At 43.7% G+C, this 25854-nt stretch carries 22 protein-coding genes and 1 other annotated feature; of the genes, 15 read left to right on the top strand and 7 right to left on the bottom strand.

The window, feature by feature from the left end; translation table 11 throughout:
• Positions 1 to 131: 131 nt before the first annotated feature.
• The 4 genes from ACE1TF_RS08375 (at position 132) to ACE1TF_RS08360 (ending at position 2699) form a co-directional block, all read left to right on the top strand.
• Positions 132 to 554, top strand: a complete 423-nt coding sequence (locus tag ACE1TF_RS08375) for a DUF948 domain-containing protein (RefSeq protein WP_042427694.1) — start codon at positions 132 to 134, stop codon at positions 552 to 554.
• Positions 555 to 585: 31 nt separating this feature from the next.
• Entirely contained in the window at positions 586 to 1017 is a 432-nt protein-coding gene (locus tag ACE1TF_RS08370) for a YtxH domain-containing protein (RefSeq protein ID WP_052363560.1), read from the top strand.
• Between the two features lie 26 nt (positions 1018 to 1043).
• A complete protein-coding gene (ytxJ, locus tag ACE1TF_RS08365) occupies positions 1044 to 1364 on the top strand; it encodes a bacillithiol system redox-active protein YtxJ (RefSeq protein ID WP_375015883.1) in 321 nt (106 codons plus the stop codon).
• A gap of 237 nt (positions 1365 to 1601) precedes the next feature.
• Positions 1602 to 2699: a bifunctional 3-deoxy-7-phosphoheptulonate synthase/chorismate mutase gene (locus ACE1TF_RS08360; protein WP_042398472.1), complete on the top strand. Its 1098-nt coding sequence runs from the start codon at positions 1602 to 1604 to the stop codon at positions 2697 to 2699.
• A gap of 42 nt (positions 2700 to 2741) precedes the next feature.
• Here ACE1TF_RS08360 and ACE1TF_RS08355 read toward each other — a convergent pair whose 3' ends face one another.
• Positions 2742 to 3011 (bottom strand): hypothetical protein, encoded by a 270-nt coding sequence (locus ACE1TF_RS08355; RefSeq protein WP_042398475.1) that lies wholly within the window; start codon positions 3009 to 3011, stop codon positions 2742 to 2744.
• A 321-nt stretch (positions 3012 to 3332) separates the two neighbouring features.
• Here ACE1TF_RS08355 and ccpA point away from each other — a divergent pair, with 321 nt between their 5' ends.
• Genes ccpA through motS form a run of 3 tightly spaced genes read left to right on the top strand, consistent with a single transcriptional unit; the run spans position 3333 to position 5900 of the window.
• Positions 3333 to 4331, top strand: a complete 999-nt coding sequence (ccpA, locus tag ACE1TF_RS08350; protein WP_375015880.1) for a catabolite control protein A — start codon at positions 3333 to 3335, stop codon at positions 4329 to 4331.
• 29 nt (positions 4332 to 4360) lie between these two features.
• Positions 4361 to 5176, top strand: coding sequence for a flagellar motor protein MotP (gene motP, locus ACE1TF_RS08345; protein ID WP_042398478.1), 816 nt, complete (start codon positions 4361 to 4363; stop codon positions 5174 to 5176).
• Complete coding sequence (gene motS / locus ACE1TF_RS08340; protein ID WP_375015876.1) at positions 5166 to 5900, top strand: flagellar motor protein MotS; 735 nt, start codon at positions 5166 to 5168, stop codon at positions 5898 to 5900. Before motP ends, motS begins: the two co-directional genes overlap by 11 nt.
• An 11-nt stretch (positions 5901 to 5911) precedes the next feature.
• On the opposite strand, the gene ACE1TF_RS08335 is transcribed toward motS, so the two are convergent.
• Genes ACE1TF_RS08335 through ACE1TF_RS08325 form a run of 3 tightly spaced genes read right to left on the bottom strand, consistent with a single transcriptional unit; the run spans position 5912 to position 8372 of the window.
• Positions 5912 to 7078, bottom strand: a complete 1167-nt coding sequence (locus tag ACE1TF_RS08335) for an acetoin utilization protein AcuC (protein ID WP_042398481.1) — start codon at positions 7076 to 7078, stop codon at positions 5912 to 5914.
• The gene (locus tag ACE1TF_RS08330) at positions 7075 to 7719 is read right to left on the bottom strand and encodes an acetoin utilization AcuB family protein (RefSeq protein WP_375015874.1); all 645 of its coding nucleotides are present in this window, start codon (positions 7717 to 7719) and stop codon (positions 7075 to 7077) included. The genes ACE1TF_RS08335 and ACE1TF_RS08330 overlap by 4 nt, the downstream gene beginning before the upstream one ends.
• Before the next feature lie 20 nt (positions 7720 to 7739).
• Positions 7740 to 8372, bottom strand: a complete 633-nt coding sequence (locus ACE1TF_RS08325; RefSeq protein ID WP_042398485.1) for a GNAT family N-acetyltransferase — start codon at positions 8370 to 8372, stop codon at positions 7740 to 7742.
• A gap of 276 nt (positions 8373 to 8648) precedes the next feature.
• Here ACE1TF_RS08325 and acsA point away from each other — a divergent pair, with 276 nt between their 5' ends.
• Complete coding sequence (gene acsA, locus ACE1TF_RS08320) at positions 8649 to 10370, top strand: acetate--CoA ligase (RefSeq protein ID WP_375015871.1); 1722 nt, start codon at positions 8649 to 8651, stop codon at positions 10368 to 10370.
• Positions 10371 to 11405: 1035 nt separating this feature from the next.
• On the opposite strand, the gene ACE1TF_RS08315 is transcribed toward acsA, so the two are convergent.
• Complete coding sequence (locus tag ACE1TF_RS08315; protein ID WP_375015869.1) at positions 11406 to 12071, bottom strand: small-conductance mechanosensitive channel; 666 nt, start codon at positions 12069 to 12071, stop codon at positions 11406 to 11408.
• A gap of 14 nt (positions 12072 to 12085) precedes the next feature.
• A complete protein-coding gene (locus tag ACE1TF_RS08310) occupies positions 12086 to 12793 on the bottom strand; it encodes a DUF5058 family protein (protein ID WP_375015867.1) in 708 nt (235 codons plus the stop codon).
• Between the two features lie 682 nt (positions 12794 to 13475).
• Between ACE1TF_RS08310 and sipW the strand changes: the two genes are divergently transcribed.
• The 4 genes from sipW (at position 13476) to ACE1TF_RS08290 (ending at position 19120) form a co-directional block, all read left to right on the top strand.
• Positions 13476 to 14081, top strand: a complete 606-nt coding sequence (gene sipW / locus ACE1TF_RS08305; RefSeq protein ID WP_042398492.1) for a signal peptidase I SipW — start codon at positions 13476 to 13478, stop codon at positions 14079 to 14081.
• Positions 14082 to 14101: 20 nt separating this feature from the next.
• Positions 14102 to 14695, top strand: coding sequence for a CalY family protein (locus ACE1TF_RS08300; RefSeq protein WP_042398495.1), 594 nt, complete (start codon positions 14102 to 14104; stop codon positions 14693 to 14695).
• Positions 14696 to 14778: 83 nt separating this feature from the next.
• Positions 14779 to 16980: an FIMAH domain-containing protein gene (locus ACE1TF_RS08295; protein WP_375015864.1), complete on the top strand. Its 2202-nt coding sequence runs from the start codon at positions 14779 to 14781 to the stop codon at positions 16978 to 16980.
• 22 nt (positions 16981 to 17002) lie between these two features.
• On the top strand, positions 17003 to 19120 hold the full coding sequence (locus ACE1TF_RS08290) for a Xaa-Pro dipeptidyl-peptidase (RefSeq protein WP_375015862.1): 2118 nt from the start codon (positions 17003 to 17005) through the stop codon (positions 19118 to 19120).
• 347 nt (positions 19121 to 19467) lie between these two features.
• On the opposite strand, the gene ACE1TF_RS08285 is transcribed toward ACE1TF_RS08290, so the two are convergent.
• Positions 19468 to 22308 carry a transglycosylase domain-containing protein gene (locus tag ACE1TF_RS08285; RefSeq protein WP_375015860.1) on the bottom strand — a complete coding sequence of 947 codons (2841 nt, stop codon included), beginning with the start codon at positions 22306 to 22308 and terminating at the stop codon, positions 19468 to 19470.
• Between the two features lie 201 nt (positions 22309 to 22509).
• Positions 22510 to 22704: a binding site (T-box leader), on the top strand.
• Between the two features lie 48 nt (positions 22705 to 22752).
• On the opposite strand from ACE1TF_RS08285, the gene tyrS reads away from it, so the two are divergent.
• From tyrS to ACE1TF_RS08270, 3 genes are all read left to right on the top strand, one after another.
• Positions 22753 to 23994: a tyrosine--tRNA ligase gene (gene tyrS, locus ACE1TF_RS08280; protein ID WP_042398501.1), complete on the top strand. Its 1242-nt coding sequence runs from the start codon at positions 22753 to 22755 to the stop codon at positions 23992 to 23994.
• Positions 23995 to 24085: 91 nt separating this feature from the next.
• Positions 24086 to 24727 carry a carboxymuconolactone decarboxylase family protein gene (locus ACE1TF_RS08275; protein WP_042398503.1) on the top strand — a complete coding sequence of 214 codons (642 nt, stop codon included), beginning with the start codon at positions 24086 to 24088 and terminating at the stop codon, positions 24725 to 24727.
• Positions 24728 to 24835: 108 nt separating this feature from the next.
• Positions 24836 to 25828, top strand: a complete 993-nt coding sequence (locus tag ACE1TF_RS08270) for a serine hydrolase domain-containing protein (RefSeq protein ID WP_375015857.1) — start codon at positions 24836 to 24838, stop codon at positions 25826 to 25828.
• The last annotated feature ends 26 nt before the right edge of the window (positions 25829 to 25854 follow it).

Here is a 25854-nt window from a genome sequence, read left to right as displayed (position 1 = left end):
TCAGTGGCTGCCTCTTTTACATCACTGTTTATTTTATGTAAAATATGGACAAACTCGGTTTCTAAAGAGAAGAAGTTTGCGTTTGAAAGTATCTATTCGTGGGAAATGATTGTTATAGGAGGTGAGTGTGGGTGACTGCAGTTTACATAAGTGTTGTGATTGTAGCCGTGGCAATCGTTGTTCTTATCTTTTACCTTATTCAAACACTTAAGTCCGTTCAGGGGGTGGTTGAGCAATTAGGCAAAACAACCAGTGCGGCCGAACAACAGCTGCAAGGAATTACGACAGAAGTTGATCACTTAATGAAAACATCCAACCGTCTTGCTGAAGATTTAGAAGGAAAGGCAGAGTCATTGGATGGACTGTTTCATACTGCTGATGAGGTAGGGAAAATCTCAGAACGATTAAATGAATCACTTCAAACGATTACGAAGAAAGCGTCACATGAAGCTGAGAAAAGTGCACCACAAGTAACTCAATTTATGCAATGGGGCAATGCCGCAATGGATTTGTATTCCAAATGGCAAAACCGTAAACATTCAGGGAACACATGAGCAAAGAATACTAATTTAGGAGGAAATGAACATGAGTGATATGAATACAAAAGATTTTCTTATTGGAACATTGATTGGAGGAATTGTAGGAGCGTCAGCAGCATTGTTGTTCGCACCTAAATCAGGCAAAGAACTTCGTGAAGACATTACTGAAGGTGCGGCAACGGCAAAAGATAAAACATACGAGTTCACAAATGCTGCATATGAAAAAGGAAGCGACATTGCGAACACTGCCATTGATAACACGAAAAACGTGGCAAAAAGCGTTTCTGATCAATCTTCACAAGTGGTTGATAAGATCAAAGATGCAACGGGTCAGTTGAAAGACGATGCAAGTGCAGCGAAGAAATCTGCTGAAGAGCTTGCCGATGATCTATCTCAAGAACTAAAGAATTCTGGGGAAGAAATCGAAGATTCCGTTAAAGAAGAAGTGGCTAACCTTAAAGACAAAGTGAAAAACTAAATCATTTCTTTAGTTAGGAGTTCGACATGCAACAGATTCATGAAGAACAACAAATCGTAGATGCACTTGAATCAAATGATCGTGTTTTGCTGTTTAAAAATAGTACAACATGCCCGATCAGTTCAGCTGCTTTTGAAGAACTTCGAGCATTTGATCAAGAGAATAGCACAGTGCCAATTTTGTATTTGAATGTCCAAGAGTCACGGGAGCTTTCGAACTACGTTGCGAAAGAGTGGCGAGTAAAGCATGAATCTCCTCAAGCACTTTTGATTAATAAAGAAAGTGCAGAGTGGTTCAAGTCCCATAACAACATTACGAAGACGAGTCTTGAAGAGGCTGTCAATTAAATAAACGGGTATAGGGAATGCCTCCCTATGCCCGTTTATTTGTCCGTAGTGGAAGGCGTAAGAGCACGAAACTACTCGTATCTGCATATTGTTTGGAGGAAGAAGTATGTGCAATTTCACTTTAGTGCTTAAAAGCGTTTAATCAACAAAGAAAAAGTTCGTGACAACTGGTGAACCATCAGTTATAATGACTCTAATTCATTATAAAAGTTGAATATAGAAATAGGAGAGGATCATATGAGTAACGAAGAACTGGAACAGCTAAGATCAGACCTCGATGCGAAAAACATGGAGCTCCTGAAGTTATTGAATGAGCGTGGAGCGATTGTTAAACAAATTGGTGAAGTGAAAAGCAAGTCAGGGACGAAACGGTTTGATCCGATTCGTGAGCGGAAGATGCTTGACCTAATCTCAGAAGAAAACTCAGGGCCATTCCAAACGGCGACGCTTCAGCACCTTTTCAAGCAAGTGTTCAAAGCAAGTCTTGAGCTGATGGGTGAAGATGAGCAGAAATCGTTGCTCGTATCAAGAAAGCGCCAGCCGAATAATACAGTTGTTCACGCGAAAGATATTGCGATTGGCGACGGTGTCCAAAAACTGATTGCCGGACCGTGTTCTGTTGAGAGTGAAGAGCAAGTGTTTACTGTCGCAAGAGCGTTAAAAGACCAAGGTGTACGTTTGTTACGAGGAGGAGCGTTCAAACCGAGAACATCCCCATATGACTTCCAAGGGCTTGGCCTTGAAGGATTGAAGATCCTTAAAAAGGCGGGCGATGAATTTGACATGGCCGTGATTAGTGAAATTGTCACACCAAAAGATGTGGAGACGTCACTCGACTATGTTGATGTCATTCAGATTGGTGCACGGAACATGCATAACTTTGAATTGCTAAAAGAAGTTGGAATGACGAACAAGCCAGTCTTACTAAAGCGTGGATTATCCGCGACAATCTCAGAATTCATACATGCGGCGGAATACGTGCTTTCAAGAGGAAACACGAACTTGATGCTCTGTGAGCGAGGCATTCGCACATATGAAACCGCGACGAGAAATACGCTAGACATTTCAGCAATTCCAATCCTTAAGCAAGAAACTCACTTGCCAGTGCTTGCAGATGTGACTCATTCAACAGGGAGAAGAGATCTGCTCCTTCCAACAGCGAAAGCCGCGCTCGCAATTGGTGCAGATGCAGTTATGGCGGAAGTACACCCAGACCCGGCTGTCGCATTGTCTGATTCTGCACAGCAGATGGATATACCCACATTCAATGAGTTTGTTGGGACTCTAAGAAGCTCCAACCTTTTAAATGATATAAACAAAGCAGCAACCCGCTAATAAAAAGTGCAAGTGCTCGGTTTGTGAGCACTTGCACTTTTTTTATGAATAATTCTTCTTACGATAAGCGGCCATGAAGATGCCGACAATTCCAGTAATGATATACAGAATTAAGTAGATCCATGTACTTACATTTCCAAAGGACATGCCGTTAATAAAAACAATAAACAAGTGAAACAGTGTAAAAATAACAACACCGACAATCCATTTTATGTTTCGATTGTTTAAGGAGTTTCCGACGACAAAACCAATGAGAAATGTAATAAGTGGATTAAAAACAGTAAACAGTACAACCGGTGGAATGGAAATCACCTCTTTTGTTAATCAATCACATTCTCTATCATATCAGAAACGATATAGAAAAATACTTGTTTTACTGAAAAACAAACAGAGGGAAATAAAATTGTCAAAATATCGGTGAATTTAAGCGTCATGGACGTGCTTTTCAAGGAAAAAGGTTTGCAAATAAGGCGTATCGGAAACAATAAGCACAGGTCTGCATACAAATCAGGATTAAACATATGATTTTTCGTGTCGATATAAAGGAAGAAGCAATTGCAGACCTCCAGCAGTTATCGTATGATAGCAATAGCCTATGAAAACGTCATGAAAGCGAATAGAGGAGGTCTTTCCGTGAGTACAACAATTTATGATGTTGCAGCTGAAGCAGGGGTCTCCATGGCTACTGTGTCACGTGTAGTAAATGGAAATCCAAATGTGAAGCCAGCAACAAGAAAGAAAGTTTTAGATGCAATAGAGAAATTAGAATACCGCCCGAATGCAGTTGCTAGAGGGTTAGCTAGTAAAAGAACAACGACCGTTGGTGTCATTATTCCGGATATTTCGAGCATCTTCTTTTCTGAGTTGGCAAGAGGAATTGAAGATATTGCCACGATGTATAAATATAACATCATTTTATGTAATTCGGATAATAACAAAGAAAAAGAGATTCATCTTGTGAATACCTTGCTAGAGAAGCAAGTTGATGGCATCTTATTTATGGGTGGCGAAGTTACACCTGAACACGCCGAACACTTGAACCGTTCACACGTACCTGTAGTACTTGCGGCTACGTATCATGAGGACGGCGACTTTCCGTCAGTAAACATTGATTATAAACAAGCAGCACATGACGCCATTTCCATGCTAATTGAAAAAGGTCACACTCGCATCGGGATGGTATCGGGCTCTCTTGAAGACCCTGTGAACGGCTATCAGAAGTTTAAAGGCTACAAAGATGCGTTGGCGTCAGGAGGACAAACGTTTGATGAGTCCCTCATTGCGATCGCTGATTATACGTATGATTCAGCGATGGAAGCAGTCAGCCAGCTCTTAGATGAAGGGGACAAGCCAACAGCGATTTTCTCAGCAACCGATGAAATGGCTCTAGGAGTTATCCATGGTTTACAAGATCGTGGGCTAAGCGTTCCGGATGATGTAGAAGTAGTTGGGTTTGATAATACGCGTCTAGCAACGATGGTCAGACCGACGCTTACAACGGTTGTTCAACCGATGTATGATATTGGCGCTGTCTCCATGCGTCTGCTCACGAAATTTATGAATAAAGAAGACGTGGCCGAAGAGATTGTCGTCTTACCGCACAGTTTAGAATACCGGAATTCGACGAAATAAAACGGACATAAATAGGGGGCTTTTCTTATATGAAGAAGGTAGACATATTAACGCCAATTGGAATACTCATCGGTTTGTTGGTTGTAACGATGGCGATTTACACCATCACCGGTTTGAGTGGTGTCGTACTCTTTATACAGTTGGCCTCCGTATTTATCGTCTTTGGAGGAATCATGGCCGCATTACTCGTCAATTTTTCTTGGCAGGAGTTGAAACGATTACCTGCCATAATGCGGCAAGGGTTTCGACGAGAAGAGATGGAGTTGCATGAACTAAACGAAACGTTTGTCGATCTTTCAACAAAGGCAAGGCGAGAAGGGCTACTTGCTCTGGACATACATATGGATAATGAAGTCGATCACCCATTTATTAGAAAGGGTGTAAGCCTAGCGGTTGACGGCATTGAACCAGAGATCATCCAAGACATCATGATGGCAGAGGTAATCTCTATGGAAGAGCGGCACCGAAGAGGTCGTCGAATTCTAGAAAAAGCAGGAGAGTATGCACCTGCATGGGGGATGGTCGGAACGATTGTAGCGCTTGTCATCATGCTTAATGATATGGATGACCCTGCGGCTCTTGGCCCGAGCATGGCCCTAGCGATGCTCACGACATTATACGGATCACTTGCTGCGAACCTTTTCTTCAATCCAATTGCAAGCAAATTGGAAATGAAAACAGAATTAGAAGTTTTTGAAAAAGAGATTATTATCGAAGGTGTTATCGGTGTACAATCAGGACAAAATCCTAAGATTCTTGAAGAAAAGCTACAAGCATTTGTAAGGAAAGAAAAGCAGCGAGTGGAGAAACTGAAAGACGCCGGAGCGATAGCAAATGAGGCGTAGAAGTAAATCGACGACGGATCAATCCAAAAGTTGGCTAGTGACCTTTACGGATATGGTACTCATCATTCTCGTGTTTTTCATCATGTTGTTTTCCATCTCAGTCGTGGATGCTCAGAGGTTCCAAGCATTGACGGACTCTTTGCAAGGCAACAACATTCTCGATGACCTTTCGTCAGTGACCGATTATGAATTAGAGAATTTCGATCCTGCCGATGATCAAGATGTAGACGAAGATACAGATCCTCTTACGGAAGTGAAAGAATATATTGATCAGTACCTCATTGATCACGATCTTGAGGATATGATTACAGCGACGAGAGAGGAACAAGGAATCGTTCTTGTTCTTCAAGAGCAGTTGCTTTTTAATACGGGTGAAGCGTATATTCTTGAAGATGCTGAGCCGTTTTTGGATGAGATGGCGATGATTCTTGAAGGCATTCCTGATCACCAAATCGAAGTCGAAGGACACACAGACCACCGCCCAATCCAAACGTATCGCTATCCATCGAATTGGGAACTATCTGCAGCGCGAGCGAGTAGTGTCATCCGCTACTTAATTGATGGTGGGGACTCCCTTCAGGAAGATCGTTTCTTGGCCAAAGGATATGCAGATACGAGACCGATGGTACCGAATGATTCCCGTGAGAACATGCAAGAGAATCGACGAGTTGTCGTAATGATCTCTGACCCTGAATTTGATGAAGAAGGAACAGAAAACACATGAGCCGAAGTGCTTCATGTGTTTTCTCGTATATAATAGAGTGCTTTTTCCAAAGTATTGCCATTCTTTTCATTAATAGCTTCTCTTCTAGGAATATGAGGGTGATCCACTTCTCTTTCCAACCACGTAGAAGGTAATGTATAGCTTTTGGCGGCCTGTTTCCAGTGATCGCGCCACTTGCTCGGGATCGGTTCATTCACGACGTCCATCCGCTCGTTCATTTCGAGCCAAACAAGTGACCAAGCGAGAGGAACGACACGAAACCAATCATATCCGCCCCCACCAACAGCAACCCAGCGACCTTCGCAATATTCATGAGCAAGACGGTGGGCGAGCTTAGGAATTTCGTGAAATGTTCTCATCGTTGTTGATAAATGGGTAAGTGGATCAAAGTGATGCGCATCAGCGCCATTTTGTGTCAAGATGACGTCAGGTTTAAAAAAAGCACATGCTTCTGAGACAGCGGTTTCATAACAATGAAGAAATGATTCGTCTTCTGTAAAGGCGTCCAAAGGAATGTTTAAGGAATATCCATATCCGTACCCGTTGCCTTTTTCGGTTATTGCCCCAGTTCCTGGAAACAGATACCTTCCGGTTTCATGAATGGACACGGTCATCACATTAGGATCATCATAAAATGCCCACTGTACGCCGTCACCGTGATGAGCATCGGTATCAATATACAAAACCCGCGCATCATAATGTTTGCGAATGTAATGAATCGCAATGGCTGTATCATTATACACACAAAACCCAGACGCTTTGCCCCGGAATCCATGGTGTAAACCTCCACCGAGGTGAGCAGCGTGCAATGTCCGTCCTTCCATGACCTCTTTTGCGGCTTGGATGGTACCGCCGACGAGTTGCGCTGAAGCTTCGTGCATATTGTAGAAAACCGGTGTATCTTCTGTGCCAAGACCGTACTTGTTAAGAGAACCATCCGACATTTTCCCGTGTCCGGCTAGTGTGACTGCTTCTACAAAGTCTGGATCATGAAACAAGAGCAAATCTTCGTCTGTTGCGCTAGCTGGATGGACAATTTGATCAATGGACAATGTGTCTAGTGACCGAAGCAGGTCGACGGTCATTTCTAATCGTAATGGACTAAAAGGGTGATTCTCATTGAACTTATATTGAAGCTGTTTTTCGTTTAATACAAACGTCGCGTGTGATGTTTTCATTGCTCAAACCCTGGTACCGACGGGCTAATAAGCTCGTACCCTTTTTCTTGAAGCTCATGGATTGCAGGTCTTGGATCCATCGTTTGAATGCGAAATGTCAGCACTTTATCAGCAGTTTCTTTATGAGGGTATACGAGGACACTCGTAATGTTCACCCCATGTTTATGAAATATGCCCGAAGCTTCTGCGAGCTTGCCGCTCAAATCAGAAACTTTAATTTCTAACTGGGTGCTTGGTTGGTCTGCCCCTGTTAGGCGTACGAGTGTATCGAGGAGGTCTCTGCCTGTGATCATACCCACGAGCTTGTTGCCGAGGGTTACTGGCGCTGCACTAATTTGTTGTTCACTTAGCATCGAGGCAATGTCTTCAACAAAATCGAGGGGATGTGCCGTATACACATCCCGTTTCATGATGTGTTCGAGTGGCGTTGATAATATGTCTTCACTCGGCTGTTGTTGTAATATGGAATGCTTGCTATCACGAATGTCACGATCTGAAACGATGCCGATTAAAGCCTTGTTAGCATCGACAATCGGGATGTGGCGAATGCGCTTGGATTCCATGAGTTCGACAGCCTGTTCAATTGAATCTTTCGCATGGAGTGTATGGATGGTTGTTCTCATCATATCTTCTACAAGCATTGTTGCACCTCACTTCTCAATTAGTACATAAACCGGTTCACAAAGCGGATGTTATCAAATTCTTGCACATCTTCCATAGGAACGCGAGAGCCTATTCGTACCATTAAACAGTTTGCTGGGTGTGAACTGATCTCAGGGTCATCGGTTGCCATCCAATATAACCCACCAGAGTTCATCATTTTCTCCATTAGCTTTCGGTATTCCCATACAGACAGTCCAGTTGACTTTAAGTCCCAATGCCAATAGTACTCGGTCGTAATAATGATGTAATCTTCCATGGCATCGTCTCTCATAGACAATTGAATAAGTTTACTGCCAACTTTGCCGCCGCGATACTCGTAAGCGACTTCAACAGCGCCGAGCTCTAACAGATTATCAAGTGGACTTTCAGACCAACGTTCAAGAGGGTCTGGATATACGTACGTAACATACCCGACAACCATGCCGTCATCGACGGCGACGATAATCCTTCCTTCCGGTAGGTCTGCGATGCTTGCAAGTGCTTTTTGCTGGTCTTCTGGCGGCCTGAAAGCAACAAGTCCAGGGTGAAACTGATAATCTAATACGGCCTGGCTTGAAATGGGGCCTTCCAACAAAATCGTTTTGTTGTTAACGATGAGTTCTTCACGGTCGTAGGTTTTTGAGTGCTTCATTCCATCACCTTTTAGGGTAAGCGTTACAAACAGTATACTATATTTACGTGTTAAAAATGGGTGATAACCACTCAAAATAAAGGCAGTTTTTTTAAACTTTTTCGTCAACAACACCCGTAATGAGAGAAATATGACAAATTCTCAACAGTTTCAAATTGATTCAAGTATGAATTGTGCGTATAATATAACACATCATATGCCACTCGTAACGATTCGAGGGAGTCATGATCGCAATAAGGCATGGAGTAAACTAAGCAATAGAAAGGGAGATCGTTGATGGAACTGCAAACGCTTCCACCTAAAGGTGGCAATCCAAATCTAGAAAACTATGAAGACGCAGCAAGAGAATTTGATTGGTCAAAAGCAGAAGAAGCCTTTTCTTTTCATAAGACCGGAAATGTTAATTTAGCTTATGAGGCGATTGACCGCCATGCCGAAGATGCAAAAACGAAAGATAAGATCGCACTTTTTTACAGCGATGCAAAACGAGATGAGTCGTATACATTTGAAGATATGAAACGAATGACAAACCGGGCAGCGAATGTGTTTAAAGAAGCAGGTATTCAAAAGGGTGACCGGGTGTTTATTTTCATGTCTCGTTCTCCAGAATTGTATTTTGCCGCACTTGGAGCCATTAAGGTTGGGGCCATAATTGGACCTTTGTTTGAAGCATTTATGGAAGGTGCGGTTAGAGATCGGTTGGAAAATAGTGACGCAAAAGCAATCGTGACAACACCGGAGCTAATTGAGCGTGTGCCTGTTGATGAGCTACCAGCATTAGAAACCGTATTTATGCAAGGTGACGATGTGAGCGAAGAAGGTGCGGTCATTGATTTTAAGAAAAGTATGGATCGTGCTAGTGAAGAGCTCGAAATCACTTGGGTAGATAAAGAAGATGGCTTGATTCTTCATTACACATCAGGGTCTACGGGCATGCCTAAAGGGGTATTACACGTTCACGGGGCGATGCTGCAACACTATCAAACGGCCAAATGGGTACTCGACCTAAAAGAAGATGATGTATACTGGTGTACCGCAGATCCTGGCTGGGTTACAGGTACTTCATATGGCATCTTCGGTCCGTGGTTAAACGGAATCACCAATGTTGTTCGAGGTGGTCGGTTTAGCCCAGAAGATTGGTACGGGACGATTGAAAAGTACAACGTGACCGTTTGGTACAGCGCACCGACGGCATTTCGAATGCTGATGAGCGCTGGCGAAGATGTTGTAAAGAAATTTGATTTATCTAGCTTGCGACACATTTTGAGTGTAGGTGAGCCACTGAATGCCGAAGTCGTTCGTTGGGGAGATGAAGTGTTTGAGTTACGCATCCATGATACGTGGTGGATGACAGAAACGGGTGGGATGATGATTGCCAACTATCCAGCAATGACGATCAAGCCAGGCTCAATGGGTAAACCATTCCCTGGTTTGAAAGCAGCCATTATTGATGATCAAGGAAATGAATTGCCTCCGAATCGCATGGGCAACTTGGCCATTGAAAAAGGTTGGCCTTCGATGATGCGCTCGATTTGGAAAAACGAAGAGAAGTATGAAAGCTACTTTGAAATTGAAGGATGGTATGTATCCGGAGATTCCGCTTACATGGATGAAGACGGATACTTCTGGTTCCAAGGCCGAGTGGATGATGTCATTATGACTTCAGGTGAACGCGTTGGTCCGTTTGAAGTAGAAAGCAAACTCGTTGAACATCCAGCCGTCGCAGAAGCAGGGGTCATTGGAAAGCCAGATCCTGTTCGTGGAGAAATCATTAAAGCATTTGTTGCCTTACGCTCAGGTTATGATGTGAGTGATGAATTGAAAGAAGACATTCGTGTTTTCGTAAAGAAAGGTCTCGCCGCACACGCTGCACCTCGCGAAATAGAATTTCGTGATAAGTTACCAAAAACAAGAAGTGGAAAGATTATGCGCCGCGTCTTGAAAGCTTGGGAGCTTGATTTACCAACCGGTGATCTTTCAACAATGGATGATGATTAAGATGTATTCGAGGGGGCTGTCTCAAAAGCCTCAAAAGTAAAATCGGAGTACAGATCGTTTTTGATCTGTACTCCGATTTTTGTATGAAGCGTTTTGTAGGGAACGGCCCGCCATCATCTTCAAATTGTGGACCAGTCCGACTGATGGGAACGAATGGGTGTGACTCCTGCGGATCCAGTGCCTGAACGAGCCCTAGCAGGTTAAACGAAAGAAATTCATGGGATGCTAGCATGAAGAGAATCCATCGTAATTTCATACGAATGGACCGTTATGACTAAAGTGGAATCACTATAAGGGCGTTTATACCGGGTGGTGCAGGGCGTGGTTCGCATTGTGCGCGCAAGTCTTCATTTTCTGCGATCAAGTTTGCTTTCTTTGGCGATTTTAGCACTTATTTCGTAAAACTTGCGCGCAGTTTGTTCCACCTGGAGCGAAGATTGGACTAAACCTAACATTTTGGAACCGTTCGGCCCCAGTGGGGCCGAACCGAAATCGGTCTCGATTCGGCGCGATTTGCGCAGACAGAATTTTCAGTTTTAAAAACGGTGTTCGGGGCAGGGCGTACGACTCAATGAACATCGCTTTGGAACTAGATTGCCGTGCATTTTATTTAAAGTGCTGAATTTGATTCCATTAAAAGATTTTTGGATGTAGATGCCGATCGATTGGAATTAGAAATAGGCAAAACGGTCACCAATGAGTGAATCTGATTCCAATCGGTGGCGCTTTGGAACTAGGTTGCCTGTTCCGCGCACAAAACCGTTCATCTCAGAAGAAATCTTACCATAGAAGCTCCTATATTTAGATTTCTCTCAGGGTGTTGCTAATCCTGCCAAAGAAACTGAAAATCTCACCATAGAGCAAACAATGGTAAGGTTTTAGTTAAATCGGCTTACTAAATGAAAAAATCCTACCATAGCCATTACGAATCTGCCTACGTAAAAGCGCTAAGATACTAAAAAGCGTAGCACTTTCGTTCACACCAACGATCCCGACCAGACCTATTTCGACAAGTCAATTTCCAAAATCTCATTATCAGATTTGTAATGATGAATCGTTTGCTCGTTTGTCTTTCCTTTTCTCTAGGTAGATGACAAAGAAAACGGTGACGAGTACTGAGATGAGAATATTCAACAAATCGAAGATCGGTAAGTAATAGACGATCACACCAATAATCAGTGCGAGTAAACCATACAACGGTCGTTTATAGGCAAATTGACCAAGAACGGCTCCGAAGATTGCAGGCAGAACACAAAGGAACGCAGTCTCAACAGCAGGTGGCAAAATGGAAATAAGAAAAGAGCCAGTAATAACCGTCGTTGCGATGATGAACATGTTTACAAGGCAAGCAACGGCGATGCCGATTGTACCTGCAATTTCCGCCTTATCAGACCCGGTCTCAGCGTTCACTGCACTTTGTGCAGCTGTGGAGCAAGGTAAGCACAAATTCGCGATATTGCCTTGCATAAATGCAAGGTACGTCCCAGATACTCCGAGTGTTGGATAATAGGTAATCGGCTCTAATGCCCACATAATTCCAATGAAACTTGCATAACCAATAATTCCAGCGATGATAACGTCCCATCCAGGGTGTGCGCCGACGACGAATGATAGATAGAAAGGTGCCAGAAATGTCGCGATAATCATACTAAGCAGTGTCACACGCCCCCAAAAATGTGATCGGCTATGAAAAACTTTCATCGTATACCCCTCCGTTATAATAGTGTCGTCACATAACCAACGGTCATTCCGATGATAAGCGAAAAACCAAGTGCCCATTCTTTCAACCACAGTTTCCCAACTCGATCGGCAACGATCATGATGATGACCATAGCTCCAGCTGCTGAGAGTGCTGTTAGCGCATGGTTCATGCTCTGGACCATTTCCTCTGTTGTCAAGAAGCCGAATACACCGAGCAACGCTCCTAAAGAAACGAGAGACATCATTTTTGTACTTGTCTTCGAAACTTTCTCCTGAATTTTCCCTAAGGATTTCGTAAATAGCAATGTAAATAAGAGCCAACCGGTTCCACCGAGACACATCGTCCAGACGACAGAGGTTAACGCTTCATATGAAAAATTTTCGCCGCCTAATTGTACTCCATACGTACTTGCGCCAATTCCAGCGGCAGCTGTTTCAGTCGCTTCCGAACCAATAATTCCGATTCTCATCAGTGTAAGTGGAGACCCAATTAATGTAATGATTGCAATGACAACAATTGCGATGCCAAGTGATGGACCTACACCGCTAATCAGTCCAGTCTTCGCTGCGCTTCGCATATCTTTGGATTGCAACCCGACGGCTTTACCGGCTTGAACGGATATGAGTAAAAACATGATTGCTTGAAAAATAACGAGAGCGACGACGATAAATGCAATGAGCCAAAGTACAGTGCTGTTCGCTAACTCCATCGTTTCTTGCATGCACCGATCCCATTCCTTTCTTTAGAAATGATTGATTTTTAATTATCTGAATATAATGCTGTATCATACACTTTCATAGAGGAAGAGTAAATAAAAGGAAAGGTAGATCATTATTTTGTTCGTAATTATCAAGATCTAAGACTATAAGCCATATTTACTTTTTTGTAGCAATCGATTCGTCAAGACGATCAAAATGAATAGAAGTCGAATGGGTTAGCGGGGTTAAGCGAATGCTCTTGATATGTGTATTTGAATAAAAGTATAGATGATCTATTTTTACACCTTAAACAATCAAACAATAGAACCTATTTTAAGGACAGGTTATCAATCATCAATAGGGAATTTTGTTCAGTTTTTTAATAATCATACGAGAGATTTTCGTTTTAGAATAAATACCTAATTTTTAAAATTTTATTATTAGTGTTACGATCTGTTTACCAAAAGATAAAAAAAGTAATAATTAGTAAAGTAATCAATGATAATGTGGTGATTCAAGTGATGTTCATGCGTAAGAGTAATTCTGTTGTAAAGGGATGTATTTTTTTAAGTTTATTTATTTACATATTATTTTTTATTTTCTATCTTTTATTTTCTCCTACTTTTGCAACATTTGAAGACCGAATTGAAGTAGAGATTGAGTTCTCAATTCAAGGTGAAGAAGTGAAATAAATGGATAGGTGGGATGCTTGTGTTGGCACGTATTGGAAAGTGGACGAGCAGTTTGATTACAGGAATGATGTTTGTATTGTTACTCGCTACACTATTTACGGTCATTACTTCACATGCGTCAGAAGGCGAACCGTCGCTATTCGGATATGAGATTAAGACCGTTTTGTCTGGATCGATGGAGCCGGGCATCCAAACCGGTTCGATTATCGCCATTGAGCAACAAGAAATAACGACGAACTTTAACAGAGGAGATGTCGTGACGTTTTTTGGGCCTGAGGGGGTACTTGTCACCCACCGTGTTCACGAAGTCATTGATAACGGTCAAAGCTATATTACAAAAGGGGATAACAACAATGCTCCAGATACGTCCCCAGTGATGGCGGAAGATATTGTCGGAAAATATACTGGGTTTACGGTTCCATTTATCGGTTCTGTCATTATGTTTGCCACATCTGAGTTAGGAGCCGTGCTGTTGTTGATTGTTCCAGGTGTGCTATGTGTCATTTACTCAATAATCATTATTTTTAAGGCGTTAGATCAAGTTGATCAGATGGCTAAAGGTAATGCTGATGTAACCCCTTCGGTGTCTACGTCTGAACATGAGACGTTACATAAATAAATCTCTAGGAGGAAGCAATCATGACGGTAAAAAAACAGCTTGGGATGGGAGTTGCAACTGCAGCTCTTGGGTTGACGCTAATCGGTGGTGGAACGTATGCATTTTTTAGCGACAGTGTCACAACGAACAACACGTTTGCAGCGGGTACGTTAGATTTAACTGCAGAGCCTACGGAAGTGATTAATGTGGATAACATTAAGCCTGGAGATTCTATGATTCGAGACTTTGAGTTAGGCAATGATGGGTCATTAGACATTGGACTCGTCACGTTAGAGACGGATTATCGCGTGATTGATGCACAAGGAAACAACACAGATGATTTTGGAAACTTTATTGAGGTGGAATTTTTATACAATGTGGACAATCTCGATGAAGTGATCTACCAAACGACACTTAGCGAGCTACAAGACATGTCACCGGAAGCCATTAGTGAAAACATCTTCTATCCTGAATTAGGAGATCAAGGACTACCTGTTGGTGAAACGCATGACCTCGTTGTCCAATTTAATTTCTTATCAGATGTAGAAGAAGATTTAAATCAGTTCCAAGGAGATTCATTACAACTCGAATGGACATTTGTGGCAACACAAACGACGGGCGACGATAACCGTTAATTTAACTTCACTTATCATTCATTTGGCCCTCGTGATTAATCAATGTCACAGGGCTTTATTCAAACAGTAAAGGAGGGGCAATATTGAAGAAAATAATCGTTTCTGCAGCACTAGTGGTAAGTTTACACGTTCCGAATTTTGTGCAGGCCAGTGAAGGTTTGAGTGAATTTCCAAATCCAACAGACGAAGAGTCCTGGCAGTTACCAAGAGACATGACGTGGGATGATTATAAACCAGTCCCTGGCATTGACTGGCATAACCCTGAGGTGGAAGCAGATCGAGAAATACGTGGCGCTTTAATTTTAGTTGATTTTCCAGATCAAGAGTTTATTTTGACAAACGAGCAAGGGAGTGACCCAGCTGGAAATCCTATTGGCGCAAGCGAGATTTCCGAAGAAGAGCTTGGGCAATGGTGGGTCGACTTTTTGAACACACCCCAAGACTTAAATAATGGACGTACCGTAGATGAGTTTTGGCGTGAAAACTCGTATGGGAAATGGAGTGTTGAACTCGATGCGTTCGGAGTCTATACAATGGATCATAAAGAGTTTCAATACGGATTGAATGAATTTGGTCAGCAGCAACATTTACCTGAAGGATATGGACCCCAGCGTCTCGTTCCTGATGCACAAGCAGCTGCTCGTGAGGATCTTGAGGCATCAGGTGAGGATTATGACTTTGAGTTCATCATTCATGCAGGTTATGATGAATCCGCACTTTGGCAAGAGTTTGGTGAGATGATGTTTGAAACAGCACAAGATGTGAGCGATGAATTTGGCTCACCGTTCGAGGATCATCCAAACTATACGACGACGCGTTATGTAGATTGGACGTCTTGGTTTGCAGCGAGAAGCATCTGGTCACATGCGTACCGGGGAGGGTCTGTACAAGCGGAAAATAGTGGTCAGTCGGTGTTTGCTCATGAGTTTGGCCATATCGAAGGGTTGGGAGATAACTATAACAACCCGTATGCAAACCCAGTGTCTAGGTCTTATTCAGGACCGTGGGAATTAATGAGCCGAGGCGCATTTAATGGACCAGGTGGTCCGCACACACGTTGGATGATCCCAGCAGTTGAAGGGTCTAGTTCGCCGTCTCACCACATGTTACGGAATAAAATTAAGCAAGATTTCGTGACGGAAGGTGAAGAGTATTTGCAAATTGATCGCGATGACCTCAAGGACGGTCCAGTCTTTGAAAACATTTTGACAAGAGCCGTTCCAACGGGTGAGAAATTTGGGCGGGATGACTATATCGGCATCAACATTACGATGGACGAAGACAAAACGCCTAGAAATTATTTGGAAGATGACTGGCGTGCCGATATGCAACAAGGGGAAGATTGGTACGATAATTACACGTTAGAAGTCGTTGACCAAGTCGGTTTTGATTCATTTCAAATGGACTCCGGTGTGTTGGTAGCAAAAACGAAGGATGAAGAGCGAGCACCATTTATTTGGGTCGTTGATGCACATCCGGAAGATATTCAAGAGGTCGATTTTGTTCGACCGAACGGCACCATTCAAATGTTGTCCAAAGGGGATTATCAGCAGTTAGCGGATGCATTATTCAAAGCAGGCACCGGCGAAGGTGTTGTAAGTGAATATGTGGATGAACATAATCGCCTCCATTTTTATGTATTGGACAAGCATTATGATGATGTTGGTGCTTTATCTTATCGTACGGCCGTTCGTCATCTTGATTATGGCGGGGATTACACGAGAGAAATGAATGCGACTCATCAAACCATTGACCATGCTTCACCTGGGAACATTGAAACCCACACATTTACGGTTACAAATGATGGAGAAGCGACAGACCTTTACCGGTTGAATGTCGATGTCGATGAAGAAGTTGAATATACGTTCGACCATCACGTCATTGAAGTGGATGCTGGTGAAACTGTGGAAGTACCCCTTTACGTTCGGGTTCCAGAGGAGATTGATGCTGCCATTGAATATACGTTAACCATTGCTTCAGAAACAGATGCAGACGTCGTCGAATCAATCCAACAAGATATTGGTGTATCAGCCAGTACAATTTTAGCATTGGTTGATGAGTTAGAAGAATCCGCTTTTCATTCCGAACAAGCTTACCGGATCGCGAGAACTCATATGACCGCAGTTACTCACTTTGAGAATCGCTCGAACAGCACGAAAGTTGTGGAGCATACGAGAGGCTTTCAAGCGTTGATCGCGCACCAAATGAATCAAGGAAATCTTGAAGAAACGGCTTTCGAGCGACTTGATCGGTTATCAGAAACGTTAATTACTAGATGGGAATAGATAAAGATTGGAGACATGATCTATGAAACTACGAAAAGCAACGCTTGCTGCTCTTGTAACTCTCCCAGCTCTATATCATCTTCACGAGACAGCAATCGCAGAAACGGCGGTATCTGATCATGTAATTGACGAGGGTGTATCCCAGCCGGTCTTCTCTTATGAAGATGCGATCAGAGAAACCATTTATGTGGAAACGGATTTAGACACAGATGGTGATGGTAAAAACGACCGAATCGCTGCCGATATTATCCGTCCCGCTGAAAGTGAAGAAGGATTAGAAGTACCTGTCATCATGGTCGCTAGTCCATACAACGAAAACATGGGTCGCGGTGAGGAGTCGCAGTTAAAAGAGTATATTGATGGCAAGCCGGTTTCATTTCCGTTATTTTATGACAACTATTTTGTTCCGCGTGGCTACGCCGTTGTACACGTTGATATGATTGGGACAAGCCTTTCGGACGGTTGTCCAACGACAGGAGGGTATGAAGAAACTGAAAGTGTAACGGCCGTCATTGATTGGTTGAATGATAATGCGGATGGTTATGACATTCATGATGAAACCGCAGTTGCAGATTGGAGCACTGGCAAAGTAGGGATGTATGGGAAGTCATACGATGGTACACTTGCAAATGCAGCAGCAGCAACAAATGTCGAAGGGCTTGAAACCATTATTCCTGTTACGGCAATCAGTAGCTGGTACGACTACTATCGTGCAAATGGCAGCATCTACTATTTGAATGGACCGAACGGTTTGGCCAATCGCGTGGTGAACTCAGAACGTAGGGGAGCTTGTCAGTTTGTATTCAATGGCATGAGGGATTTAATGGACGACGAATTTGGTGATTATAATGAATTTTGGGAAGAAAGAAATTACGTACCAGATGCGGATAACGTTACAGCGAGTGTTTTTCTCATCCATGGTCTGAATGATCTGAATGTAAAAACGAATCATTTCGGACAATGGTGGGAACAATTAGAGGAACATGATGTCGATCGGAAAATATGGTTGGCGCAAACGGCTCATGCTGAACCTTTCGATTATCGGCGAGATGAGTGGGTAAGCACCGTCCATAGATGGTTTGACCATGAGCTTTTAGGTATTGATAATGGCATAATGGACGAGCCGATGGCTGATGTAGAGCATGCAGCCAATGAATGGACGACGTATGACTCGTGGCCAGAAAGTAGTACAGAAGATGTAAAGCTAACGATTGGACAAGGTGATGAGCACGGTCATTTGACCGATGTGCCGGTTCCATCAGGAGAAGAGCTTAGTTTTCGCAACCTTCCACTAACGGAGAGGCAACTTGCCGAAGATCCTTTAGCCGATCATGACCATCGTCTTGCATTTTTATCACCTGAGCTTGAAGAGGAAGTTCGAATAAGTGGAACTCCAGAAATTGAACTGACAGCTTCGGTAAATGGAGAAAGAGTAAACCTTTCTGCACTTATCGTTGATTATGGAACCGATGAACGGCTGGATCATCGGAGTGGTTCTAGCGGTATGCAAATGATTGATGAGCAAACATGTTGGGGCGAAAGTTCTGAACATGACAGCGCTTGTTACTATGAACATGATTTGCTTACTCACGTGCAAGATTATGAAATTGTGTCCAGAGGATGGATGGATGCAAGAAATTATGAATCGGTTTGGGAAAGTCAATCGCTCGTTCCAGGTGAAACGTATTCGTTTAGTTGGAACACGATGACTCATGATTACGTGTTTAAGCCAGGACACCGGATTGGTGTTATTATTTCAGGCAGTAACCGCACACATACACGCGCTGAACATAGCGATGTTGAGGTAACAGTAGATTTGAGTGAAAGCCTCATTTCATTGCCAGTTGTTGGCGGTAGTGACTCCATTGATTTTGGTTTAAGTGTAGAGAGTCTCATTGAACAAGTAGAGCAATTCAACCTTGAAGGCGCATTTTCTAATGAACGATCTGTACGCCAATTGCTTACACATCTGACCGCAGTCAAACATTTTGAAAAGCGAGAAGACCGCGAGCGAGCAGTGCAGCACCTCGGTTCATTCCACCATCTACTACAAGGGCAACTCAACAATGGGGTCATTAATGAACAAACGTATGACGATTTAATCGCTCATACCAACGCTTTGCAATACAAATGGGAATAACAGATGGTCGCCGGCCTTACGCCGGCGGCTTTTCGTGTGAGAAAGTGTAAGAATTACATATGAGGAATGTTCATTGAGCGAGAGTATACCGTGATGAGGAGTTGTTGTACTGTCGTCGGAGCAGGTTAAAACTAAAATATCGGAGAGTGAGTATATGTTAGAGCTTAGACCAAAAAAATACACATTGGTACAATTTCTCGTTTCTATGGGAGGATCTTCAACAATATACACGTCGTAAAACAAAAAATCTCACCATAGATCGTTCTATGGTGAGATTTTCGTCCCGCCCCTGCCACGCCCCGCGGGCGTGGCGGGATAAGCTGACCCCGAGGGTAGACTTGCCTCGTTTAAGAATCGTCTTCACCTTCTGGTGGGTCGTTTTCTTCTGGCGGTGGGGTTTCATTATCCTCACCGTCTTCTTGCTCATCAGGCTGTTCGTTATCCTGGTCAGAACTCCCGTTGTTTTCACCTTCGCCAGTTGGGTCACTTTCTTCTGGCTCTTGACCTTCAGTAGGGTCTTCTTCTGGCTCTTCAGGTGTTGGAGCGCTTTCGGTCGGGTTCGACGGGTTCGATTCTCGGCCCATCGTGTCAACTGCGGCTACGTAGTAGCCTTGGGCAGGGTTAATGCCAGAAAAGCTCGTCGACGTATTTCCTTTCACTGAACCAACGAGACTGCCTGCTGCTGTATATACACGGTAACCGACGATGTCGCCATCAGAATGTTGCGCCCAGCTGATTGTTCCGCCACTTGATGACACTCCAGAAACTGCAGCTGGAGTATGGTCAAGTGCAGGGGCGTTTCGGTCAGGTACTAAATTCCCGGACAAACTGTCTGGCAAATAATCTTGGATATTCACACCGTCGAAGAACGTTGAGTTTACGGAAAAACCGGTGTCCGTAAATTCGGCAGGTGTTTGTTCATACGCAAGATAACTTTGACCACTAATCGTTACGTAGCGTGCGCCTTCTAGTGAGTCATCGGTTTGAGATGGCAAGTAGTTGCTATTAAACAAATCGGTATTCACAAGTCCAGCGTCGTAACAACTTTGGGAAGGAAGTAATCCGCTCACGCCACAAATTGACTGTCGTACAATTCCTTCGGGTTGCTCGAACCGTGAATCTGTCAAGACGACGTCACTGTTTGTTTCCACAGTGCGATTCATAAGCGTTGCCCAAAGCTGTTGTTGACGTTGACTGTATTCGCCTTGGAGCGGTTGGTTATCTCCGTAGCCGATCCATAAGCCGAAGCTCACTTTCGGGTTCATGCCGACGAACCAATAGTCACGCGCACCTTGCGACGTCCCGGTTTTTCCGGCCCAATCCCCACCGAAGTTTAACAGGCTAGGAATGCGTGATGCGGTTCCGTTTGAGAGGACATCTCGCATCATATCAATGGAAAGGTACGCCGTTTGCGGGGAGAACACGTCAACTTGATTGTGTTCATGCTCATAGATCACTTCACCCGTATGCGTCTCAATCCGCTCAATCATATACGATTCATTCCGCGTACCACCGGTCGCAAGCGTCGATAATGCGTTCGTATTTTCTTCAACCGTTGCATCAAAAGAACCGAGTGCGAACGACTCCGCAGCATAGTCAAGGTGCGGGGTGTAGCCAAGTTTTATCATATCATCGTACAAATCTTCTTCTGGCACTTGCCAAAATGTCCGTACCGATGGGGTGTTTCGTGAGTTCGTAATCGTATCTCGCACGGAAGGGATACCGGCGTAAGAACTACCAAAGTTACTTACGGGGTCTTGATCTCCCCCACGGTAATTCGTTGGCACATCGGGAACGACGATGCCCGGTTGCACAACCCCGCGCTCCATCGCAGATCCGAACGGCATGAGCGGCTTAATCGTTGAGCCTACGGATCGGCCTTCACCTGTCGTAGCGTGGTTCCATGATTCTTTTTCAAAGTCACGTCCACCGATAAAGCTTAAAATCGCTCCTGTTTCATTATCTTGTAACAAACCGCCCACCTGTTCAGGTTGTCCGTCATTCGTATTCGGACCGAACAAGTCACTGTTGGCGATCGTGTCTTCCATCGTGTCATAAATGTCTTTATGAATGGTAGTATGAATGCGGTATCCGCCAAGACGAAGTTCTGTACTTGCGCGCTCGGTGTATTGTTGGACGGTTTGTGCACGGTCTTCGTCTTCCATGTCGCTCAAGTCAACCCCGTCTTTGTCCAATAAATAATCTCTAAGAATGGGGACGGCTCTGCGTTCTGTTTCGTTCGTAACGTACGGATAACTTTCAAAGCTATTTTCTGGTGCATAATCCGTAATGTCTTCCATTAGGTCGTACTCTCGAGCTGCTTCGTACTCTTCCTCGGTAATCGTTCCAGAGTCTAACATCCGGTAAAGGACGATATTCTTTCGTTGCATTCCAGCAGTCAAGTCCTCTTTCAAATCCCCATCGGACGTGAAGGGAGTGTATGAAAAAGGATTTTGTGGAATGCCGGCAATATACGCAGCTTGAGGTAACGAAAGTTCCGATGCCTCGACATCAAAAATTCCATTTGCTGCAGCCTGAATGCCTGCAATTTGCGTACCGGCCGCATTTCTGCCGAATGGTACGATGTTTAAGTATGCTTCAAGAATTTCATCTTTGTCCATATAATTCTCTAAACGCATCGCAATTAAGATCTCTCTTGCCTTGCGGTCAAAAGAAACTTCGTTAGATAGCATTTGGTTTTTCACAATTTGTTGGGTGAGCGTACTTCCTCCCGTTTGCATGCCTGTGTCGACAAACTCTTGAAACACTGCGCGCATAACAGCTTTTGGAACGATGCCGTTATGTTCAAAGAAATATTCGTCTTCTGTCGCAATTAACGCGTCTTTCACGTGCGTAGACACTTCGTCCAAGCTTACTTCTCTTCGCTCAAGAATTGAAGGAAGTTCGCCTAAATATACGTCATCGGCGAAGTAAACGACACTTGTTTCTTCATAATTGTAGATGTCTGCACGAATTTCTTCTTGTGTATATTCCGGCTCATCTTCTACTAAAGAAACGAAGTAGCCAGCACCGGCTGCGCCGACAAATGTCGTTCCGAGCAAGATCGTCACGCTTAAAAGAATGAGAATGTTCCAAGCGACAAGGCTTGTAATATTTAACCCTTGTACATAGCGATTGTTTTGTATGAAATCAGCCCAGCGGTTAAACCTCTGTAATATATTTTTCATCGTTCACCCCCTAAGAAGATCACGCATATTATAGCATACTTTGTTATAGACTAAAGAACCGCTATCCAGGTTATTCGTGATGAATATGTACAATTCCTCTTCTGACCTTTCGTTCTTACGTGTAGGTTGCCTTATCGATCGGGTTTACATACAGTTGACAGTGAACAATTGGCATGGTATAAAAAGATCATTGTCAATATAGGTAACGCGATGATGGCAACGAAGTAATTTCTTGTGTACAGGTTCAGAGAGTCGACGGTCGCTGCAAGTCGATCCGGCGCAAGAGATGAATTACATTGCTTGAGCTTTCTAGGAAACGTATACTCTGCGTTAAAGAGCCGAGTGGAGAGCGGAAGTTCTCAACAAGGGTGGTACCGCGATACGTTCGTCCCTTTTTAGGGAGGGGCTTTTTTTTATGGACAAAAATAATAGGAGGACGAAGATATGACAAGCGAATGGACATTAACAACAGAACAAAAGGAAGAAGCGAATCGCCAAGTCGAGGCGCTTATGAGAGGTGTTGTGGAGATTGTGCCTGAAGAGGCGTTCCGAGGGAAAATTGAGAAATCAATTGCAACAGGTAAACCGCTCAACATTAAGCTAGGCATGGACCCTTCGGCCCCGGACGTGCACATTGGCCACACCGTCGTTCTTCATAAGCTTCGCCAATTCCAAGAATTTGGACATCACGTACAAATGCTTATCGGCGACTTTACAGGTAGAATTGGTGACCCAAGTGGTAAATCAGAAACGAGAAAAGTATTAACGAGTGAACAAGTAGCTGAAAACGCCAAAACGTACGTCGAGCAGTACGGCAAAGTGTTGGATATGGACAAAGCAACGCTCTACTACAATTCGGAATGGTTAAGCCAGCTAAACTTTGAAGATGTCATCAACTTAGCTGGGAATTTAACAGTGGCAAGAATGCTTGAACGTGAAGATTTCAATAACCGGTACAAGAACAACCAACCAATTTCCATACATGAGTTCTTCTATCCATTAATGCAAGGCTATGATTCGGTGGCGATGGATACCGATATTGAGGTTGGGGGTACTGACCAAACGTTTAACCTTATGATGGGACGCCAGCTTCAAGATGCGTACGGGAAAGATAAGCAAGTTGCCCTAACGCTTCCGCTCATTGAAGGGTTGGACGGTGTGCGTAAAATGTCGAAGTCATTAAACAACTACATTGGAATCGATGAAGAACCGAATGAGATTTTTGGTAAATCAATGAGCATTCCTGATGAGCTGATGGTGAAGTATTACAAACTGGCAACCGATATTCCGATGGAAGAGGTTGAAGCTTTGGAGAAAGGACTTGGTGAGGGTAGCATTCACCCAAGAGATGCCAAACAACGACTTGGCCGCCGTTTTGTTGAAATGTACCACGGGGAAGCTGCAGCTGCCGAAGCTGAAAAGTACTTCCAGACGGTGTTTACGAAACGTGCACTTCCTGAGGATTTGCCGGTCGTTGAGTGGAAAGGTGAGCCGATCGTGTCCATTATTGATTTGCTCGTTGAGCTGGAATTACAACCGTCGAAAGGTGAAGCACGGCGCATGATTAAAAATGGCGGTGTGAAAATTGATGAGCAAAAAGTCGAAGACATTCATGCAGAGATTACAATTGCAGACGATATGATCGTGCAAGTCGGCAAACGGAAGTTTGCTCAACTTAAGAAATGACCAAAAAAGATGGGGAGCATCCCCATCTTTTTTCTTGCTAAACGAACGTCTCTATGGAAGAATAAAGCGAAATAGGTGAGGAGGAGCGGTGATGTATAACAAAGCGTATTCAAGCCGATTGGAAGAATTCAAATCGTTAGCTCCAGAAGCCTTTGCTGCCTTCATCGCATTCGACAACGAAGCGCTCGCGCCAGGAAAGTTGCAGCCAAAGTTGAAGGAATTGATTGCTGTAGCGGTTGCGCATACGACCGGGTGTCCGTATTGCATTGAGTTACATGTCAATCAAGCGAAGAAACAAGGGGCAAAGAAAGAAGAAGTGGCAGAAGCCATCATGGTGGCGACCGCTTTAAAAGCGGGATCAGCGATCGCGCATAGTGTCAATGCATGGAATGCTTATGATGGAAACGGCGCAGATGAATTGTACAAATCTTCTTACTTCAATCGCTTAGAGGAATTGAAAACGTATAATGAAGAAGTTTTTCAGAAATTTCTTTCGTTTGATCAAGCAGCTCTTCAAACAGGTACATTAACGGTGAAAGAAAAAGAACTCATCGCTATTGCCGTCGCACACACGACAGGTTGTCCATATTGCATTGAGCTGCACACAGCAGCCGTAAAAGTTGCAGGAGCAAGCCGCGAAGAAGTTGCCGAGTCTGTACTTGTTGCAACAGCTCTAAAAGCTGAGTCTGCCCTTGCCCACGGAGTGAACGCACTAAATGCCTACGATCAGTAAACGAGGAGGTGACAATCGAATGAGTTTAATGTGAATCATTTTGCTTCATCTACTCTAACTTGATTTGAGTGTCGAGAAACGAATCACTTAATCTTAAGGAGGAGAATGATGAAACAGAATAAGCAAATCGAGCGATTACTGAACGTTCAACGAGATGTGAATTTTTCTGGAGTGATATTCATAAAGGAATACGACGGTGTGTTCGAGCAAGCGTTCGGTTATGCCAACCAGGCCGAACAGATAAGAAACAATCCAAGTACGCGGTTTGGCATCGCATCTGGAGCAAAGGTATTCACGAGCGCAGCCATTTGCAGACTCGTTGAAGAAGGTAAACTTTCATTTAATACGCGTTTACAGCAATGTGTAGACATCTCATTCCCACACTTTCATGAGGACATTACGATACATCATTTGCTTACGCATACGTCAGGCATTCCCGATTATTTTGATGAAGAAATGATGGATGATTTTTCTGCATTGTGGGATGAAAAGCCGATGTACAGCATGAGGGAAGGCAAGGATTTTTTGCCAATGTTTCAACACGAACCGATGAAGTTCCATCCTGGTGAACGGTTTCATTATAATAACGCAGGTTATATTGTGCTAGGTCAAATCGTTGAGGCGGTATCGGGACGACCGTTTGACCGATTTGTTGAAGAAGAAATCTTTCAAAAGGTGGGCATGGACAAGTCAGGTTATTTTCAACTTGATCAGTTGCCTGAACAGACTGCGCACGGGTATATCGAAAGCAATCAAACGAATCAATATTGCATTCCGATAAAAGGTGGGGCAGATGGGGGTGTGTTTGTCACCGTAACTGACGTGGAAATGTTTTGGCGGAGTGTCGATAAAGCTGAACTTTTCTCAGAAAAGATGACGGAACAATTTTTACGTCCGAGAGTTCACGTAAATGATACTGTCTTCTATAGTTATTCAGGATATACAATTGAAAGAGAAGACAGTTCAAGAAAACATCTACTCGTCGGGTACGACCCGGGTGTTTGCTTTCGGGCTTCGTTTGAACCCTCCTGTAGTCGTGTTGTTGTCGTGTGCTCAAATCAAAGTGAGGGCGCAGATGAAATGATCGAAGCGATTGGATAATAAAAACCCCCTCTTTATAAAGAGGG

The organism is Geomicrobium sp. JSM 1781026, assembly GCF_041949955.1.
In the GTDB taxonomy this organism is placed as follows: Bacteria; Bacillota; Bacilli; order Bacillales; family Marinococcaceae; genus Geomicrobium_A.
The sequence above is the reverse complement of the archived record's forward strand: the minus strand, read 5'-3'. Positions and strand labels throughout refer to the sequence as shown.